Genomic DNA, 15155 nt, shown 5'->3' on the forward strand with positions numbered 1-15155 from the left:
TTCTAAAAATGGTGAATTTATCTCAAAATTTACTCACCACTGATGAACAGTGTTCAATAAGATGCGTTCCCCCTGCACTTGGGCTCAATCCTTACAAAGTATGGGTTTGGGGCGGGTTGTTACCCCCCCAGCGGAAATCCAGGGTTTCAGACTGCGAATTAAAAACTGTCCGGACTATTGCAATAAGATGAGTTACATCTGCAGAATATGAGCCAAAACTGCGCGTAGTGAATCAGAGAGATTGGGAAAGCCGATTGTCAAGGTGAATGAATTTTTGTAAAGGTTTGGGCAAATCGCGAACATTACTGTGGAACAGACCTATATAATAACCAAATTACCCGTCAAGCCAAGACTTTCGATCGAAATAATTAATTAATAGACTCTTTTCACTCATTTTGAAAATAGGCCAAACTTTTGCGTTCGGATACTCAAGATGCCTCTTTTGACTGAACCTACCTTGTAAAAAGGAAAAACTAAAATGCCAAAAAGATCGTTGGAACTCTTCGGCGATGGTCGCGTATACGAAATCAAAGACGACCTAGCTATTAAAGTCACAGAGACTAATGGGCAAGTAAAAGCATTAATTGATGCTTTAAGCTTCAGTGTGGCTAAAACATATCATATTCATCCTCCAGACGAACAACCTCCTGATGTGGTAGAAGGAAGAGGTTCAAAGCATATCAATCAAGAAGGTTTCAAGCTTCTTACTACCTTTGAAGGATGTGAACTCACTGCTTATGATGATGGCGGTGGAGTTTTGACAATTGGTTACGGACACACGGGCGATGATGTTTATCCAGAACTGACTATTAGCCAAACGCAAGCAGAAGAATTGCTGAGGGAAGATTTAGAAAAGTTTGAATCCTATGTTGAGGATGCCGTTGAAGTTGAGATCGATGACAACCAGTTTTCTGCATTGGTTTGCTTCTGTTTCAACGTGGGCCCAGGAACAGAAGGTTTTGGAGGTTCAACTCTTCTGAAGCTATTGAACAACGGGGATTATCAAGGAGCAGCCAATCAGTTTCCTGTGTGGAATAAAGTCAATGGTGAACCCTGGCCAGGGCTGACACGCAGGCGCTTAGCCGAGCAAGCTCTGTTTTTAGGAATGCCTGAAGTTCGGGTTCTCACACTTACCGAGCCAATAATGGAAGGTGAGGATGTGCGTCAAGTGCAAGAAGCGCTGATCGCGGCAGGAATAAATGTTTATGCAGATGGCGTTTTTGGTAAAGACACCGATCGTGCTGTGCGACAGTTTCAACAGCAAAAAGGGCTAACGGCGGATGGTGTTGTCGGTGTCCACACACGTAAAGAATTGGGACTATAAAATCGATTGTGTAACCAATTACACTGACACAATCTAGGAATTTTCACAAGCTCTGTGGAGGTAAGGTGCGGTGTGCATCCCCGACGGATAGAGTTTATGAATCCAGGACTGACCAAATTCAAATAGATTGGATAAAACCATGACTAACTCAAGCGACATTCTATTTAATCAACCTGTAATTATCGAAGCCTGTGAAGAATTTGTCCAACGGGATATGTTGGAACTTAGAGGCAGTTTCCCGGGATTGCTCCAAGATGCCCCCATGTCTTCGACTGCGGTGGTCAATGGCTTATCTCAACAGTTGATTTATCAACTACAACGGATGATGCCAGATGCCTTTGTCAGTTTTGATGAGCTTAATGTAGACTTGCTGGATGCAGCTTTTCCCTACGTACAAACCCCGGCAAAAGAGGCACTTCAGAGAGCCATTCAAGATCGAGGTCAAACGATGCAGGTGAACTCTGCTTACCGCACGATCGCTCAGCAAATGTTATTGTATAACGATCGCTTCAACAACTCTAATCCTGTAGCGCCACCAGGCACCAGCAATCACCAAACAGGGCTAGCGATCGACATTGAAGATGCCAGAGGCTGGGAATCTTATTTGATGCAATATGGCTGGCAGCCATTACCGGGCGATCCGCCTCACTTCGACTACATAAGCGACGGGACGATCGATCTTCGCAGTAACTCAATACTCGCATTTCAGCAGCTTTGGAATCAGAACAACCCGGATGCAAAGATTAGCGAGGATGGCGGCTTTGGCCCCCAAACCGAGGATGCACTTAATCGATCGCCTGCTCAAGGGTTTGCTAAAGCCCCGTGGGATGACAAGCCCAGAACGTTGCGCTTGGCGATGCCCAGAATGGAAGGCTCAGATGTAATCAAGCTTCAGGAAGGCTTGAAAAAGGCTGGCGTTGTAGTTGGGGTTGATGGTGAATTTGGGCCGGCAACAGATACAGCCGTCAAGGAATTTCAGCAGAAAAAAGGTTTGAAGCCCGACGGAATTGTCGCTCTCAAAACCCGCGAACAAATGGCTTGAGGTGTTAGCGCGATCGAGTTCACCAAACCTGGAACAGAACTTCCTCCGCCTTCGGTGGAAGTTCCGTTTATAGCTCAGCTTGTGGGTTTGGGCAGGTTTTGCTTCCAATTGTCACAAATTGCAGTAGCGCTATAATTGGCAATCTTTTTGATAATCAACGTAGCGAGGAGAGTAGCAATAGCAGGAGCAAGTCCCAGTCCAGAGATTAGAACAGGAGTTAACATCCCAGCAGCTTTAGTGTAATTCTGGCCGATCGCTTCATCCAGGATTTTCTGAGTCTGTGGATCGTTTCCGAGGGGTTTGCACATCAGCTCGTAAACTAAGGGGTTTACGCGATCGAACAATCGCTGGCCAGCTTCTAGGAGCTTGAGATCGATCGATGCTCTAGCGGCAACATTCACATCAATAGAATCCAGGGAAGCTGGGTCTATCCCTCTGCTTCCAAGTCCAGCCGCATCATCCCCTATGGCTTGAGCGCGATCGCCAATTTGTGCTGCTAGCTGATCTTCATCAAGTTCCCACAAACTTTCTACAATAACTTCAATTTCTGCCATGATTACTTGTCTCCCGACTATGGTTAACTAGAATATTGCTGATTATCCTTTACCTGCGAAGCTGATGAGTAAAAACCCCTCAATATAGCTTAACGAATGCCTAGCTACACATCGGCAATCTTAACCATTCTTTAAAAAAGTGCGATCGTCCCATAAAACTGCTGCTAAGTATGTAACATTTAAATCGCCAGAAAGTTACTATCGAACCGGAAATAAAGCAAACACAGTTAAATTTGTTGAAGAACTCAAGCAAATCAATCCCACTGGTTATGATAGCTTCACATTCTGTGACTGTGTAAACTTACTTAACGCACATCAAAGATTTTATTGCCAGTTTGGTATACTAAGACTGAACCGTATAGAAATACAAAGACCTTTATCAGTTTAAATAAAAGAACTCTCCTTAAGCAAACAGAAGTAAAAGCTCCAGAAAACCCGACCAATTCCCGAGTTCATGACTAACAACAACACAGTCAAAACAATTTTAATTCTGGCAGCCAATCCCACCAATACCGCTCCCCTGCGATTGGAGCAAGAGATCCGGGAAATTGACGAAGGATTGCGACGGGCAAATAAGCGAGATCAGTATAAATTAGAACAAAAATGGGCCGTGCGTTCCCGTGACTTTTACCGAGCTATTTTAGATTATCAACCCAACATAGTCCACTTTTGCGGACATGGTGCTGGAGCAGATGGAATTGTCCTAGAAGACGATACCGGAAAAATGGCGCTGGTGCAGACAAACGCCCTAGCTAGTATGTTTAAATTGTTTGCCCAGAAAGGTGTAGATTGTGTAATTCTCAATGCTTGTTATTCCGAAGTACAGGCGGAGGCAATTAGCCAATACGTTAATTATGTCATTGGCATGAATCGAGCCGTGGGAGATAAAGCAGCCCTTGCCTTTGCTGTAGGGTTTTATGATGCGATCGCTGCTGGATATACCTTAGAAGAAGCCTACGAGTTAGGTTGCTCGCAGATGATGAGCTTCCGAGAGCAGGAAACTCCTGTTTTCAAAAAAAAGAATTTAATTGATTCTCCGATTGCTCAGGGTGTAATTGCTGTTGAAGATGTGATTCCGCCCAATCCTTACCAAGGATTATCTGCCTTTGGGGAAGAAGATGCCGACTTCTTTTTCGGACAGGAAAAATTTGTCAGTAATTTAGTAGAAGTAACGCACAAACAACCTTTGGTAGCAGTGGTTGGGCCCAGTGGCAGCGGTAAATCTTCTGTGGTGTATGCGGGATTAATTCCCCAATTGCGAACAGAGGGAAGCTGGTTAATTGATTTTTTCCGTCCGGGAAAAGAACCGTTTGTGCAGTTAGCTTTTGCCTTGGTGCGGCAATTAGAACCAGCAGCCGGTGAAACTCAACAATTGCGGGAAGCAGCGGGATTAGCAGGTGATATGCAGCAAGGTAGAATCACCGTGCAGCAGGTGGTATCTCGCATTTTAGAGCGTAATCCTGGTAAACGGTTGTTGTTAGTTGCAGACCAATTTGAAGAATTGTACACCCTTTGTCAGGTCAAGGAAGAACAGGAACGTTTTGCAGATGAGTTGATAGCGGCGATCGCTCAAGAAAATATTACATTGGTTTTGACTTTACGGGCTGATTTTTACGGTTACGTGCTTTCTTATCGTCCGTTACGGGATGCCTTGCAAGAGTATACACCGCAGTTACTCAGTTCGATGAAACGAGAGGAATTACAGGCAGCAATTGAATTACCTGCTCAAAAATTGGAAGTACAGTTAGAACCGCAGTTAACCCAACGCATTCTCGATGATGTGGGGAAAGAACCAGGGAATTTACCCTTATTAGAATTTGCTCTAACTCGCTTGTGGGAAAAGCAAATAAACCGAGATTTAACTCACCAAGCTTATGAGGAAATTGGCGGTGTAAAAAAAGCCATTGCCAATCATGCCGAACAGGTTTATCAAAAACTGAACGAAACCGAGAAAAAGCAGGCGCCGCGCATATTTGTGCAATTAGTGCGTCCGGGGGAAGGGACGGAAGATACTAGGCGCGTTGCTACTCGTGCGGAAGTGGGGGAAGATAACTGGAATTTGGTCAGTTATTTAGCGGGATATCAAGCTCGTTTGGTAGTGACGGGACGGCAAGAACCGGAAGATACGGTAGAGGTAGTGCATGAAGCGTTGATTCGAGAATGGGCAACTTTGCGGGAGTGGATTAATATTAACCGTCAGTTTCGGACTTGGCAAGAACGGCTGAAGGTGGCCCTGCGGGAGTGGAAAAATGATAACCATGACTCTGGGGCTTTGTTGCGCGGTGCCTCGTTGAGTGTGGCAGAAGATTGGTTGCGTAAACGTGCTGATGAAATGACGCAGGAGGAACGAGATTTTATTCAGGTTAGTGTTAAAGAACGGGATAGAGAGAGACAACAGAAGCAACGCAGGCGACAACTGACAATTATGGGGCTAAGTGGCTTTTCGGTGATAGCGTTGGGTTTAGCAGGACTAGCGGGTGTTGGTTGGCGGAGTGCTGCTATCAATGAAATTAATTCTCTGGCTCAATATTCTGATGCGCTTTTGTATTTGGATGGGTCACAAGCTCTCAAAACAAGTTTAAAAGCAGTTGTGCAAATGCAGCGTACACCTTGGGTTGATGCGGATACCCATACTCAGGTAGAACTGTCATTATTAAATACAGTTTCCAATGTGGCAGCACCAAACACCTTGGGCGGACACGCAAACAAGGTTTATGGCGTCAGCTTCAGCCCCGATGGCAAGGTGCTAGCAACTGGCAGTGTTGACAAGATAGTGAAATTGTGGGATACCCGCACTGGTAAAGAAATCAAAACCCTCACCGGGCATACAGACGCGGTTTATGGTGTCAGATTTAGTCCTGATGGTAAGGTGCTGGCAACTGGCAGTTTTGACAGAACAGTGAAACTGTGGGATACCCGCACTGGTAAAGAAATCAAAACCCTCACCGGGCATACAGACAACATTTATGGTGTCAGATTTAGTCCTGATGGTAAGGTGCTGGCTTCTGCTAGTGCTGACACAACAGTAAAATTGTGGGATACCCGCACTGGTAAAGAAATCAAAACCCTCACCGGGCATACAAACGCGGTTTTTGGTATCGACTTTAGCCCCGATGGCAAGGTACTAGCTTCTGCTAGCGCTGACACAACAGTGAAATTGTGGAATACCACTACAGGCAAACAAATCAAAACATTCTCTGGGCATACAGGCGAGGTTTGGGGTGTCAGCTTTAGCCCCGATGGTAAGATGCTAGCTTCTGGCAGCCATGACAAGACAGTGAAACTGTGGGATACCACCACAGGCAAAGAAATCAAAACCTTCTCTGGGCTTAGGCATACAGGCTGGGTTAATAGCGTCAGCTTCAGCCCTGATAGTAAGGTGCTAGCTTCTGGCAGTGGTGACAGAACAGTGAAATTGTGGAATACAGTCACAGGCAAAGCAATTAAAACCCTCACTGGGCACACAAACGCGGTTAGTAGCGTCAGCTTCAGTCCTGATAGTAAGGTTCTGGCTTCTGGCAGTAGTGACAGAACAGCAAAATTGTGGAATACAGCCACAGGCAAACAAATCAAAACTCTCACTGGTCATACAGACGAGGTTCTAAGCGTCAGCTTCAGCCCTGATAGTAAGGTTCTGGCTTCTGGCAGTAGTGACAGAACAGTGAAATTGTGGAATACACTCACAGGCAAACAAATCAAAATCCTTACTAGGCATACAAACCCGGTTAGTAGCGTCAGCTTCAGCCCTGATGGTAAGGTTCTGGCTTCTAGTAGTAGTGACAAGACAGTAAAACTTTGGAATAGCACCACTGGCAAACAAATCAAAACTCTCAGTGGTCATACAAACCCGGTTAGTAGCATCAGCTTCAGCCCTGATGGTAAGGTTCTGGCTTCTGGCAGTAGTGACAAGACAGTAAAACTTTGGGATAGCACCACTGGCAAACAAATCAAAACTCTCACTGGTCATACAGACGAGGTTTTTAGCATCAGCTTTAGCCCTGATGGCAAGCTGTTAGCTTCTGGTAGTCGTGACAAGACAGTAAAACTTTGGGATAGCACCACTGGCAAACAAATCAAAACCTTCTCTGGACACACAAACGCAGTTTTGGACGTTAGCTTCAGTCGCGATGGTAAACTGTTAGCTTCTGGCAGTGGTGACAACACAGTGAAACTGTGGGATACCACTACAGGTAAGGAAATTAAAACCCTCACCGGACATACCGCCGAGGTTGTGGGCGTTAGCTTCAGCCCCGATAACAAGCTATTGGCTTCTGGAAGTCATGACAACACCGCAAAACTGTGGGATACCAGCACAGGAAAGGAAATTAAAACCCTTAGTGAGTATACAAACTGGGTTAATAGCGTCAGTTTCAGTCCCGATAGTAAGCTGCTTGCAACTGGTAGTAGTGACAACAAGGTAAGACTGTGGCGGTTAGATTTTGATTATTTAGTCAAAGAAGGATGCAATTTTATAGAGAATTACCTAATACCTAATCCTAATGATGAAGATGCCCTGGAAATTGACAGAAATTTATGCAAAAAGCTTTGATAATTTTAGATTTAAAACTGCATAAAAAACTTCTACTTCACTCCCATATAAAAATCCAACTTTTCCCAAACCCCTTACCCACCAAAAACCATGACAAACCAAACCCCCAACTTCTACGCCCTCCTCATCGGCATCAATTTCTACTTCCCCCATCGTTTACCAGAAGGTAACTACTACAAAAACCTGCGAGGATGCGTTCAAGATATCAACCACGTCGAAACCTATTTAAAAGACACCTTCAACCTCACACCAGATCAAATTATTAAACTCACCGCGACTGCTTCCGACAATCCCAACCAACCGCAAGAACCCCCGGAACTCCTACCAACTTATGAAAATATCGTCGCCAAATTCAAAGAACTAACCGCCAAAGCCCAACCTCAAGACCGAGTATATATTCACTACTCCGGTCACGGCGGACGGGCGAAAACAATTTTTGAAAGCCTCAAGGGTTCTATGGGTTTAGATGAAGCCTTAGTTCCCTGCGATATCGGTCAACCAAACTCACGCTATTTGCGCGATTTGGAATTTGCCAAACTCCTGGAAGAAATGGTGGCAAAAGAGTTAGTTGTAACCCTGGTACTCGATAGCTGTCATTCCGGTGGCGCAACCAGAGATATAGAAACAGATGACTGGAGTATACGCAAGGGCGGTTTTATTGACACCACTTCCCGACATACAGATAGTTTAGTTGCACCACTTCAGGAACTAGCACAAAATTGGCAAGCTTCAACAGAAAATAGTCGCAATATTACCGTCGTCAATGGTTTATTACCAGAACCGAAAGGTTATACCTTAATAGCAGCTTGCCGAGATAATGAATTGGCTATTGAAAAGATTTTTGAAGGGACGGAACGCAACGGCGCTTTAACTTATTATTTACTAAAAGCTTTGCGAGAATACGGGACAGAGATTCCTGTTAACAACTTATACGATCGCATTTCTAATCTAGTTCACAATGACTTTGACCGACAAACACCGATGTTGATAGGCGAGACAAATCGCACTTTTTTGGGCGGTCAATCTGTCTCCTTCACTCCGGGCGCATCCCTTCTCCGTAGTGTACCTGTTACGCGCACTACCCGCACCGTGCCAGTGATGAAAATAGATATTACAAAAAACCGAGTCCAATTGCAAATGGGTGAAGCTAGCGTCCTTAAAAAAGGGGCAGAATTCGATATCTTTCGATTCGGGACGTGGAATTTTGAGGACAGCGAACAGCGAATTGCTACGGTTAAAGTAGTAGAATTGGGAGCATCCGACTGTTGGGCCGAAGTAACGGGGTTACACAACGAATTTACAACCAGAGAACTCACTCCTAAATTAAGAGAAGGAATAATTGAAATTGGTTCCCCGGCTGTCTATTTGAGTCCAGGGTGGAAACAAATTCGGAAAGTTCGGGTTATTCTGCCTGACCCGTTACCGCAAATTTCTGGTGTAAATGTGGCAATGCTGCCAGATATCCTCAAAGCAAAAAAAGAGCAAGTTGAAGGTCATCGCTGGATAGAATTCTGTTCGGAAGCAGAGAAAGAGGAGAATGTGGATTATTTTGTTTCCCTAAATTCAGAAGGAGAATATTGGATTTTGGATGCGAATAAAGAACCTATCAAAAATCTTCTGTTTCCGATCGAAGTAGATGAACCTGAAGCTGCCAAAAAGCTAATCGATCGCTTAATCCATGTTGCCAGATATGAGACTATTTTGGATCTGGATAATGAGGATGCTTTTGCTCGGTTAAATGGCAAACTTAAGGTGGAGGTGATTAAATCAGTAAAACGCGAACAGGTAGTTTTGAATGCTGATGGTAATGTTCCTGTATTGGAAGTAGGCGAACGGGGGGTTGTCTTGCGAATTCACAATGAATCCAATCGCACTTTAAATATTTCTGCGTTGATACTTCAGGCGGATTTGAGTATTGTCAAATCCTATCCTAAAGGTGCGCCTTATGAAGTTGTAGATCGTGGACAATACAGAGAAACTCGCTTAGACATGGAATTACCAAAAAATTATCAGGAAGGGGTAGATGTCATTAAAGTATTTGCGACAGTGGATGCAACGAATTTTCAATTCTTAGAATTGCCATCCTTAGATCAATCTCGGAAAGGATTTGGGAATCAAAAACCGAAGAATGCGTTGGAACAATTATTGTCAGCAGTTGTGGATGAAGATAACCCGCAGCGCAATATTAGGGTGGTGACTGATGCGAGTGAGGAATGGACGACGGAAAAGGTGGAAGTGGTGGTGAAAAAAATGTAGTGCGCGCATTTTGCTGGCTGTTTTTGCCTAGTCCTTTTTGATTGACTTTTGGTTGAGGTAATCAGAACACATCTGTTTATCCTCTGCTGTCACTTTCGGGTTGTTTTTGAGATAATCACTGACTGACTCGCAGCCTAATGCCATCAGTTTATCGAAATCCCAAGTCCACAGTTTGATGGTGTTGTCGGCGCTAGCAGAAGCCAAAGTCTTGCCATCGGCACTAAAGGTAACGCTATTGACCCGATCGCTATGTCCGGTGAGAGTCGCGAGAGGTTTTTGGGTTTGCAGGTTCCACAGTTTGATCGTCTTGTCATAGCTTGCAGAAGCCAATGTCTTGCCATCTGGACTAAAGGCGACGCTATTGACCCCATTGCTATGCCCGGTGAGGGTGGCGATGGATTTTTGGATTTGCAGGTTCCATAGTTTGATGGTGTTGTCACCGCTAGCAGAAGCCAAGGTCAAGCCATCGGGACTAAATGCAATGCTATTGACCTGATCGCTATGCCCGGTGAGGGTTCTGATGGTTTTTTGGGTTTGCAGGTTCCAGAGTTTGATGGTTTTGTCATTGCTAGCAGAAGCCAATGTCTTGCCATCGGGACTCCATGCGACGCTATTGACCCCATAGCTATGCCCAGTCAGAGCTTTGATGTTTTTTTGGGTTTGCAGGTTCCACAGTTTGATGGTCTTGCCACCGCTAGTAGAAGCCAATGTCTTGCCATCGGGACTCCATGCGACGCTATTGACAAAACTGCTATGCCCAGTGAGGGTGGCAATGGCTTCTTTGGTTTGCAGGTTCCACAGTTTGATGGTCTTGTCGGCGCTAGCAGAAGCCAATGTCTTGCCATCGGGACTCCATGCGACGCTATTGACAAAACTGCTATGCCCAGTGAGGGTGGTGATGGGTTTTTGAGTTTGCAGGTTCCACAGTTTGATGGTGTTGTCACCGCTAGCAGCAGCCAAGGTCAAGCCATTTGGACTAATCGCGACGCTATTGACCGCACTGCTATACCTAGTCAGGGTTTTGATATTTTTTTGGGTTGGCAGATTCCACAGTTTGATCGTGTTGTCACCGCTTGCAGAAGCCAATGTCTTGCCATCGGGACTCCATGCGACGCTATTGACAAAACTGCTATGCCCAGTGAGAGTGGCAATGGCTTCTTTGGTTTGCAGGTTCCACAGTTTGATGGTCTTGTCGGCGCCAGCAGAAGCCAATGTCTTGCCATCGGGACTCCATGCGACGCTATTGACAAAACTGCTATGCCCAGTGAGGGTTTTGATGGGTTTTTGAGTTTGCAGGTTCCACAGTTTGATGGTGTTGTCAGCGTTAGCAGCAGCCAATGTCTTGCCATCGGGACTCCATGCGACGCTATTGACAAAACTGCTATCCCCGTTGAAAGTCGCGAGTTCTTTTTGGGTTTGTAGGTTCCACAGTTTGATGGTCTTGTCAGCGCTAGCAGCAGCCAAGGTCAAGCCATCTGGACTAAAGGCGACGTTATTGACTGCACTGCTATGTCCTCTGAGGGTTTTGATGTTTTTTTGGGTTTGCAGGTTCCACAGTTTGATGGTGTTGTCAGCGCTTGCAGAAGCCAGGGTTTTGCCATCTGGACTAAAAGCGATGCTAGTGACCTCATTCCTATGTCCAGTGAGGGTAGCAATGGGTTTTCCGGTTTGCAGGTTCCACAGTTTGATGGTGTTGTCAGCGCTTGCAGAAGCCAATGTCTTGCCATCTGGACTAAAAGCGACGCTTCTGACCAAAAGGCTATGCCCAGTCAGGGTAGCAATGGGTTTTCCGGTTTGCAGGTTCCACAGTTTGATGGTGTTGTCACCGCTAGCAGAAGCCAATGTCTTGCCATCTGGACTAAAAGCGACGCTAAATACGGAATTGCTATATCCTTCTAAACTATTACGCTCTTTTACTTCGGAAACTGCTTGTTGCAGCGCACCCATCACTTGTCCTTTGATGTCTTTTGTCGTGTCGGCTGAAGCATCTAGTTGTTTAAATCCTTGCCCTGCCTTCAATGCTTCCAGCAGTGCTTGAAATGTCAGTCCAGAAATAAATGATTGATTGGAAAAAGCACTTTCCTGGATGGTATTTGATAAATTATTAGCTTGAGTGACTTGCTTCCCCGCAAAAACAGTTGCCCCAGTTGCAATTAAGATAGCCGCCACAGCAAAAAGAGAGGTTCCAATTGTAATCCATCGTGCCTTTTGCTGTGCCTTGGTTAGCGTCTGATTCGCTTCAGTCAAAATTTGATTAGCTTGTCTCTGAGCTTCAAATTTTCGTTCAAATTCCCGTTGTTGTAATTCCCGACTGGCATTTAAAAAATGATAATCAAAATCGCTCAAACTTTTGCCGACTGCCCAAGTTTGAGCATCTTGCAACGCCTGACCCCGCAACAGTCGCGATTCATCTTGGCAATCAGAATCTTGCCAAGCTTTAAAACTTTCGCTGTATGGACGGAGATCAGCTAATTGTTTTTCTATCCAATCAGCATTAAAAACACATTTATAAATTTGGTTATAGACTTTAAGTTTAGCAGATTTTTTTACTACCAAACCTGTTAAACGTAGTTCCATTTGTTCGGGACTATCATCAGCCGCAATCTCATACTCTTGCAAAATTTGCTGATATAGTCCCAGCAACCGACTAGCAAGTTGTTTGCTGTGTAAAATGCGATCTCGAATCGTCTTTAAATGTTCTGGCTCATCTTGTGCTTCCCAATTTTCAATCACCTTTTCCCTGACTATATTTTCTACCGAATCAGCCGTATTTTGGATTGATGTAGAGTTAGTATAAGGGAAAAGTAATTTACAAACTTTCTGGGTTAAAAATGGCTGTCCGCCAGTCCAAGATAATACTGCTTCCAGCAAAGCTTGAGAATTTTCTTCTAGAGTTTCTAACCCGGCTGCTAAAGGTTGTGCTTCTGCTAATTGAAACCCCGTTAACTCAATCGCCCGCCCAATATTAAAAGGAGTGCGAAGGTAATTACTAATCAAATCAGAAGGTGTTGCTACTCCAATCAAAGCAAAGGTTAGGCGATTATATTTTGGTTTATCTGCACGCTGGTTAAAACAATCGCGAATAACGGCAAAAAAATCATCTATATTAAATGATAAAGCCAATACACTATCAATTTCATCAATAAATATCACGATATATTTATCGATTAATTCCAGCAATACTTCTCCGATAAACTTGCTGAAGCGTTGGACAGGAGACATCAATTCATTGCTTGTCCACCATTCATAAGAATCAAAATGATTGTAAAGTTCAAAACTGTTTACTAGGGAGTCAATAATTCCAAAATACCACTCTTTAGGAGTAATATCTGACGTGCCAATTGACGTGATATCAACAGCAGCACAGGCATATCTTTCTTGCTGCAATCTTGCCATTGTCTGCACCCGCAAGCTAGATTTTCCCATCTGTCGCGAGTTGAGGACGTAACAAAATTCTCCCGCCTTTAATCCCTCATAAAAATCTCGGTCAGCTTGTCTCCTAACATAAGTAGGCGCATCAATTGGTAAGCTACCACCTACTTGATATTCGTAATTTAAATCGGGTTTGCCATTCATTAACGAACTCCTAAGCGGTCTTTAAAATATAGGCGGCAGAGATTGCACAGAGGAATCACATCATTACCTCGCAACTTCACTAAACCCCAACTGCGAAGTTTAAACGCTAGATTGGCTTCTAATCGTACCGGAACCGAACTAGCAACTACTTGTTTCATTGCTGCTTCCAAATTTGGATCTGCAGTGAGATTAATTAAATGATGGCGTAAATGATCGCCGTAAATTCCTTCTTCAGTAGGCGCAATCTGTAAAAATTCCTCTAAGGTTAAATAACCGCGAGCAATTTCATAAAGGGCTTTTCTTAACAGGTAGGGATGCCCATCTACCATGCCAATTAATTGTTCTATTTTGCGAGCAGGCCAATTCAGTTGATGTTTTCGTACTAAATCAACAATTTGTTGATGGTTAAATTCTGGTAGCTCAATTGGTAAACCTACATTAAAAGGCGACTGGTTGATATTCAGGGGAATATAAACTTCTTTGGAATAGGAAATTACTAAACGTAGTTTTTTCCAAGCTGGTTCGTTTTTTCCTTTTTCGTGCCACGCCCGCAGTAAACCAAAGAATTCCTGCGCTATTTGGGGATATTGAAAAACTCGATCGACTTCATCTAATCCTAACGTTAATGGTGTATTAATTGTTGCTAACAGGTAGCGCTGAAAATAGTTGCCGCATTTTTGTTTGCTACCCATGCCTTGTTTCCAGTAGTCCGCTACTCGGTATTCTAAATTTAACTCATTGGTAATCTCACCACAAAACCATTGCAACAACTGATCGAGATTACTAATAAAATTACCATCAGCAGATTGAAAGTTTAAATAGGCAGTTTGATGTCCCTGTTCTCTTGAATGGTGTAAAATGCGCTGTAATAAAGAAGTTTTACCCATTTTACGGGGTGCTTTCACTCGAATCAAAGCGCCAGGTTTGGCAATAGTTTGGTAGCAGTCCGATTCAATGGGAGGACGCTCGATATATAGGGGTGAATCTAAACTAACAGAACCTTCTGGGTTATCTAAATTGAGGAGAGGAACAGGTGGTGAGGGGAGCGATGATCCCACATTTGCCACCGCAGGCGACGACTCCTCAAGTATATCGCTAACGGGAGCATAATAAAAATCAGACTTCTTTTTCAGTACCGGAGTCAATTCTTCGGGAATACCTGCCATGCTGATACTGACACAGCCAAGCTTATAGGCAAATTCTATAGATTTCCCCGCGCCTAATGCGTCGTAAAAACCCACGGCGAATTCCCGTGCAGCATTATCTCCAACGGCTTTGTTCATACCAATAACATATGGTATATGACGTGCGATCGCATTTGCTTGCACTTCTGAATAACAGGCATTCAGCACGACGCATTCAACCTGATCCATAAATACTTCAAATAAGGCTGCTAAGGCTTGTACGCTTACCAACTTGATCAGCCCGGTTTCATCTTCTAAAGCTAAACCATCCTCTCCTGCACCATGCCCCGAGAAGTGAACGATCTGCGGATTATAATCTAATACTGCCCGCCGCATATTCGTGTGCGTTACTGCCCATTCTTGCTCCAGTTGGAACTTGTCACGCTTTTTACAGCGTTGCAACGCATCTGAAATTTCCTGAACCTCTTTACCTAAGCGCAGGGGAGTGGAGTTTTTGGGGTTCGCTGCTAAAAACAAGATCGTTTTTTTCTTTCTTGGGGAACTACTCATAAATCCGAATTTGACTAAAGGTGATTTGCTATTACTCCGTTTCCGCCCCAAGAATATCTAGTGAAGAGGACAAGGCTTTGATGCCGGCTTTTATATATCTTCGCTCGCGCTCGCCCATACAAGATATTATTGTTTTTTCATGCCGATCTACTTACTAGAT

The 15155-nt window shown here is 44.2% G+C and carries 7 protein-coding genes; 4 read left to right on the top strand and 3 right to left on the bottom strand.

The window, feature by feature from the left end; all coding sequences use genetic code 11:
• The first annotated feature begins 478 nt into the window (after positions 1-478).
• On the top strand, positions 479-1324 hold the full coding sequence (locus tag QUA54_RS29815) for a glycoside hydrolase family protein (protein ID WP_333418129.1): 846 nt from the start codon (positions 479-481) through the stop codon (positions 1322-1324).
• 139 nt (positions 1325-1463) lie between these two features.
• The gene (locus tag QUA54_RS29820) at positions 1464-2366 is read left to right on the top strand and encodes a peptidoglycan-binding protein (RefSeq protein WP_333418131.1); all 903 of its coding nucleotides are present in this window, start codon (positions 1464-1466) and stop codon (positions 2364-2366) included.
• A 74-nt stretch (positions 2367-2440) separates the two neighbouring features.
• Here QUA54_RS29820 and QUA54_RS29825 read toward each other — a convergent pair whose 3' ends face one another.
• The gene (locus QUA54_RS29825; protein WP_333418133.1) at positions 2441-2920 is read right to left on the bottom strand and encodes a hypothetical protein; all 480 of its coding nucleotides are present in this window, start codon (positions 2918-2920) and stop codon (positions 2441-2443) included.
• 454 nt (positions 2921-3374) lie between these two features.
• Between QUA54_RS29825 and QUA54_RS29830 the strand changes: the two genes are divergently transcribed.
• Both QUA54_RS29830 and QUA54_RS29835 read left to right on the top strand, forming a co-directional pair.
• Complete coding sequence (locus QUA54_RS29830) at positions 3375-7469, top strand: nSTAND1 domain-containing NTPase (RefSeq protein WP_333418135.1); 4095 nt, start codon at positions 3375-3377, stop codon at positions 7467-7469.
• A 90-nt stretch (positions 7470-7559) separates the two neighbouring features.
• On the top strand, positions 7560-9725 hold the full coding sequence (locus tag QUA54_RS29835) for a caspase family protein (protein WP_333418137.1): 2166 nt from the start codon (positions 7560-7562) through the stop codon (positions 9723-9725).
• A gap of 27 nt (positions 9726-9752) precedes the next feature.
• On the opposite strand, the gene QUA54_RS29840 is transcribed toward QUA54_RS29835, so the two are convergent.
• Positions 9753-13301 (bottom strand): WD40 domain-containing protein, encoded by a 3549-nt coding sequence (locus tag QUA54_RS29840; protein ID WP_333418139.1) that lies wholly within the window; start codon positions 13299-13301, stop codon positions 9753-9755.
• Positions 13301-14995, bottom strand: a complete 1695-nt coding sequence (locus QUA54_RS29845; protein ID WP_333418141.1) for an AAA-like domain-containing protein — start codon at positions 14993-14995, stop codon at positions 13301-13303. The genes QUA54_RS29840 and QUA54_RS29845 overlap by 1 nt, the downstream gene beginning before the upstream one ends.
• Positions 14996-15155 lie beyond the last annotated feature (160 nt).

The sequence above is a fragment of the Microcoleus sp. MOSTC5 genome (assembly GCF_036701825.1).
In the GTDB taxonomy this organism is placed as follows: domain Bacteria; phylum Cyanobacteriota; class Cyanobacteriia; order Cyanobacteriales; family Microcoleaceae; genus Microcoleus; species Microcoleus asticus.

Excerpts from the sequence above, each read along its gene's own strand:
- QUA54_RS29815 (WP_333418129.1), top strand. The coding sequence starts at position 479 with ATGCCAAAAAGATCGTTGGAACTCTTCGGCGATGGTCGCGTATACGAA.
- QUA54_RS29820 (WP_333418131.1), top strand. The coding sequence starts at position 1,464 with ATGACTAACTCAAGCGACATTCTATTTAATCAACCTGTAATTATCGAA.
- QUA54_RS29825 (WP_333418133.1), bottom strand. The coding sequence starts at position 2,920 with ATGGCAGAAATTGAAGTTATTGTAGAAAGTTTGTGGGAACTTGATGAA.
- QUA54_RS29830 (WP_333418135.1), top strand. The coding sequence starts at position 3,375 with ATGACTAACAACAACACAGTCAAAACAATTTTAATTCTGGCAGCCAAT.
- QUA54_RS29835 (WP_333418137.1), top strand. The coding sequence starts at position 7,560 with ATGACAAACCAAACCCCCAACTTCTACGCCCTCCTCATCGGCATCAAT.
- QUA54_RS29840 (WP_333418139.1), bottom strand. The coding sequence starts at position 13,301 with ATGAATGGCAAACCCGATTTAAATTACGAATATCAAGTAGGTGGTAGC.
- QUA54_RS29845 (WP_333418141.1), bottom strand. The coding sequence starts at position 14,995 with ATGAGTAGTTCCCCAAGAAAGAAAAAAACGATCTTGTTTTTAGCAGCG.